Origin of the sequence: Desulfosporosinus sp. SYSU MS00001, from assembly GCF_049943955.1 — a bacterium.
Taxonomy (GTDB): Bacteria; Bacillota; Desulfitobacteriia; order Desulfitobacteriales; family Desulfitobacteriaceae; genus Desulfosporosinus.
In genome coordinates, this window is the sequence record NZ_JBNFTW010000024.1 from 1 (window position 1) to 3,885 (window position 3,885).

2 protein-coding genes and 1 pseudogene are annotated in these 3,885 nt (G+C 48.6%); all 3 read right to left on the bottom strand.

Features of this window, described 5'->3' with window-relative positions:
• On the bottom strand, positions 1-1,157 hold a 1,157-nt coding region (locus ACPUYX_RS20730; RefSeq protein ID WP_426381478.1), incomplete at its 3' end, for a (Fe-S)-binding protein.
• A gap of 27 nt (positions 1,158-1,184) precedes the next feature.
• Positions 1,185-3,401 (bottom strand): hydrogenase iron-sulfur subunit, encoded by a 2,217-nt coding sequence (locus ACPUYX_RS20735; protein WP_426381479.1) that lies wholly within the window; start codon positions 3,399-3,401, stop codon positions 1,185-1,187.
• A 4-nt stretch (positions 3,402-3,405) separates the two neighbouring features.
• Positions 3,406-3,885, bottom strand: a pseudogene (locus ACPUYX_RS20740) (heterodisulfide reductase subunit A); the annotation flags it as partial.

A 3,885-nucleotide genomic window follows, 5' to 3' on the forward strand; every position in this document is an offset into this window, starting at 1 on the left:
GCTGAACAAAGGAGTTCGGACATTTCCATAACTTCCAGGACATCTTTCTTTTCCAGTCCGGCACAGGCATCGTCGAGCATCAGGATGCAATAAGGACATGCCGTTACCAATACATCGGCCTGTTTTTCCACCGCGTCGGTAATTCTCAGTTCTCCAAAGCGCTGGCCCATCGGCACTTCTGCCCAGACTCTTCCTCCTCCGCCTGCACAGCAGAGGCTTTTGCTCTTGTTCCTTTCCAGTTCCACGAATTCTACTCCCGGGATCGCTTGGATCAGTTCACGAGGAGCATCATACACTTCATTATGTCGCCCTAAGTAACACGGATCATGGAAGGTTACCTTTTTACCTACTTCTCCCTTAAAGGTCAGTTTCCCTTCTTTCATCAGCTTACTCAGCACTTCTGAATAATGCACGACTTCATACTCTCCGCCGTAATCCGGGTAATCCTTCTTAAAGGCATATAAGCAGTGCGGCGATGTCGTTATGATCTTTTTGACCCCTTTACTGTTAAACAGATTTATATTGGACTCCGCTAACTTTTGGAACAATTCCTCATCGCCCAGTTTGCGGATGGTCTCTCCACAGCAGTTCTCTTCCGCCGTCAATACTCCAAAGCTTACCCCTGCTTCTTTTAACAGGCTTACGATGCTTTTGGCAATCTTTTTGCTTCGGGTATCATAGCAGGACGTGCAGCATACATACAGCAAGTATTCAGTATCCTCACTGAAGGCCGGAATATCCAATCCTTCTTGCCATTCCGCACGCTTCTCTTTCTCTCCTGACCACGGATTTCCGTTGGCATGGATGCTTCCGGCAATCGGCCTCAGGTGCGCCGGCAAAAATCCTGCACCTACTGTCGTGTTTCGCATGGACCGTACATTGTTGATGATTTCTACTTTTCGCGGGCAATTCGCTTGACACATCCCGCAGGTTGCGCAGGCAAACAATATTTCTTCGTCTTCAAATCCTTCTAATCCCAATTGTCCCAAGCGCTGCATTTTCCGGATGTTAAATGATTCGCTTACTTCTCCGGGGACTAACCGCCAAGGACAAAGGTTGGTGCAGAGTCCGCATTGCATACACCAGCTGAGCGTCTCCGCCCCTGAAGAAACAATATAATCTTTCATCTCCAGAGATACACTTTTTATTTCTTCCATACTAATGCTCCTTTGCTATTCAAGGACTTAGAACCCTTTATAGGGGTTAGGACCCAGTTCTTCTAGTCTCTCGGCAAAGCCGTCCAAGATTCCTGGTATTTGGTCGTAATCCATAATGGACACTTGTTCCATCCGTACACGTTCCGACTCTAAGGACAATCGGTCTAACGTTTCTGCCACTTTGGAGAGTCGTGTTTCTGCCAATTCGCTTCCTTTGATGAAGTGGCATTGGTAATCGTCGCCATGCTTACATCCGAGAAGGAGTATGCCATCAATTCCTTTGGATAACGTATCCGCGATCCACACCAGGCTCATGGAACCTAAGCATCTTACCGGTATCACCCGTACCCAAGCGTTGTAACTCAGGCGATTGATTCCCGCCATGTCTAAGCACGGTATGGCATCGTTTTCACAGGCAAATACCACAATTCTTGGTTTTTCTTCATCCTCTTCCGGCACTTCGATGGCTTTGATCATGTTACCGATCATCGGCACGGAGTAGTTTTTGAAGGATATAATCCGTTCCGGGCAGGCTCCCATACAGATTCCGCACCGGCGGCAACGGGTTGGATTCGGCAGCGGATTGAATTTATCATCTTCGTTGATCGCTCCGAACGGACATTCCACGGTACAACGTTTACATTGCGTACAACGCTGCATCGCAAAACTCGGGAAGGACAGATCCCCCACCCTTGGATGCACTGCGGAACCGAGTTCGCTCAGTTCTATGCATTGGATGGCTTTCATGGCTGCTCCTGTCGCATCTTCGATGCTTGACAGCGCATCCATCGGTGCTCTTACGCTTCCTGCTGCATAAATCCCTGTTCGTCGTGTTTCATACGGGAAACATACAAAGTGTGAATCCGAAAATCCATATTTTAATGTCGGCATCTCTGGTCCTTGGCGATACGCCAGGTTTAAGAGGTTCGACCGTATAATCGTGTCGCCTTGTGGTTTCTCTTCTTTTTCTTCGTCCTCGCTCTTCGCATCTAAGCTTTCTCCGATCGCCGTTGTCGGTACCATCCCTGTGGCTAAGACAACTAAGTCTACGCCTTCTGTTCCTATGGTTGCACCGGTGAGAACGTCGGCTGCTTCGATGAGCAGGTTCTTATCGTCGTCTTCTGTAATCCCCGTGACATCGCCTCGTACGAAAACGGCTCCGTCTTTCTGAACCCGTTTGTACAGCTTTTCATATTGTCCGGGAGTCCGGATATCTTTATGGAAAACGTAGATCGCGGCTTCCGGGTTTTGCTCTTTCAGGTAGGTTGCTTGTTTCAAGGATTCTACACAACATACTGACGAGCAATACGGCAGGTGCTCTGCATCCCGTGACCCTGCACATTGCAGGAAGGCAACGCTTTGTACTTCTTTGCCATCTCCCGGGCGTACGATCTTTCCGTTCTTGGCTAATTCTTCAAAGGCTTGATTAGTTATGACGTTAGCATATTTGCCATAGCCCAAGTGTTCTAATTTCGATGCGTCATAGGGTACGGCACCGGTGGCTAACACAACCGATCCGATTCGTTCATTAATTTCCTGGCCATTCTGTTCGATTTTGACGTCAAACATTCCGGGCGCCCCGGCGATCTCTTTGATTTCTGCACTCGTATAGATCGTGACATCCGGGTTGGCTTCTGCTTCTTGTATCCGGGCTGCGATGTCTACCTCTTCCGGATCGCTGTAGGGATCTTTTAAGGGAGCTTGTTTGAACAGATTGTTCATCCAGCCGCCCAGCACCGGATTCTTCTCCACAAGAACCGTCTTATAGCCGGCTTTTGCTCCTTCAAGAGCTGCCGTGATTCCTGTGAGTCCGCCGCCTACGACGAGAATGGTCTTAACCATGTTTTCTCCCTGGTATCCTTCAGGAATTTCAATATGCCCTGCTTTTGCCAAACTCATCCGCAGGCTGTCTTCCGCCATCATTTGGGTGTCTTCATCCTCTGCCGGATGGCACCAAATGACTTGCTCCCGCAAATTCGCCCGTTCCAGGATGACTGAAGGCCCAAAGTCAAAGACATCATAATTTACGCGTGAGGAACATCCGGCGATGACCACCGTGTTTACCCCTTCGTTTTCGATGTCACTTTTTATTTGCGCCACGCCTTCTTCTCCGCACAAAAATGCGTGGGTCTTACATACGGGTACTTTACTTTCTTTGGTGGCAACCTTGGACAAAGCTGCTATGTCTAAGGCGTCTCCAATTCCACAGCCGCTGCAGATATATACCCCTGTCTTTTTATCCATTGAGCTACCTCCTCACCGTAGATTGTAGAGCTTTTAGTGCTGCAGCTGTAGCATCTTTTGCCGATGAGGCTACATCCAAGGGCTTCTTCACGCTTCCTGCGCCGTAAATCCCCGGTTTCTCTGTCTCGGAAGCAATAAATCCATCCTCATCATACACTATACCAGCCGGTACTTTCGTTCCCACGGTGGACGGCACCATCCCTGTGGCCAACACCACCATGTCCACTCGTTCTCTCATAATTTCACCGGTCTCTTGATTCTCTACTTGAACAATCAGATCCTTCGTCCCGGCATCTTCCGAGATCTCCCCAACTTTACCTTTGATGAGGTTGATCTTATCTTTGACATTATTATAAAAGTCTTCATATTTCCCCATCGCCCGGACATCGATGTAAAACATCGAGACCTTGGCATCCGGAGTTTGTTTTAAGACGTACGTTGCTTGTTTCAATGAGGCCATGCAGCAAATTCCCGAACAATACGC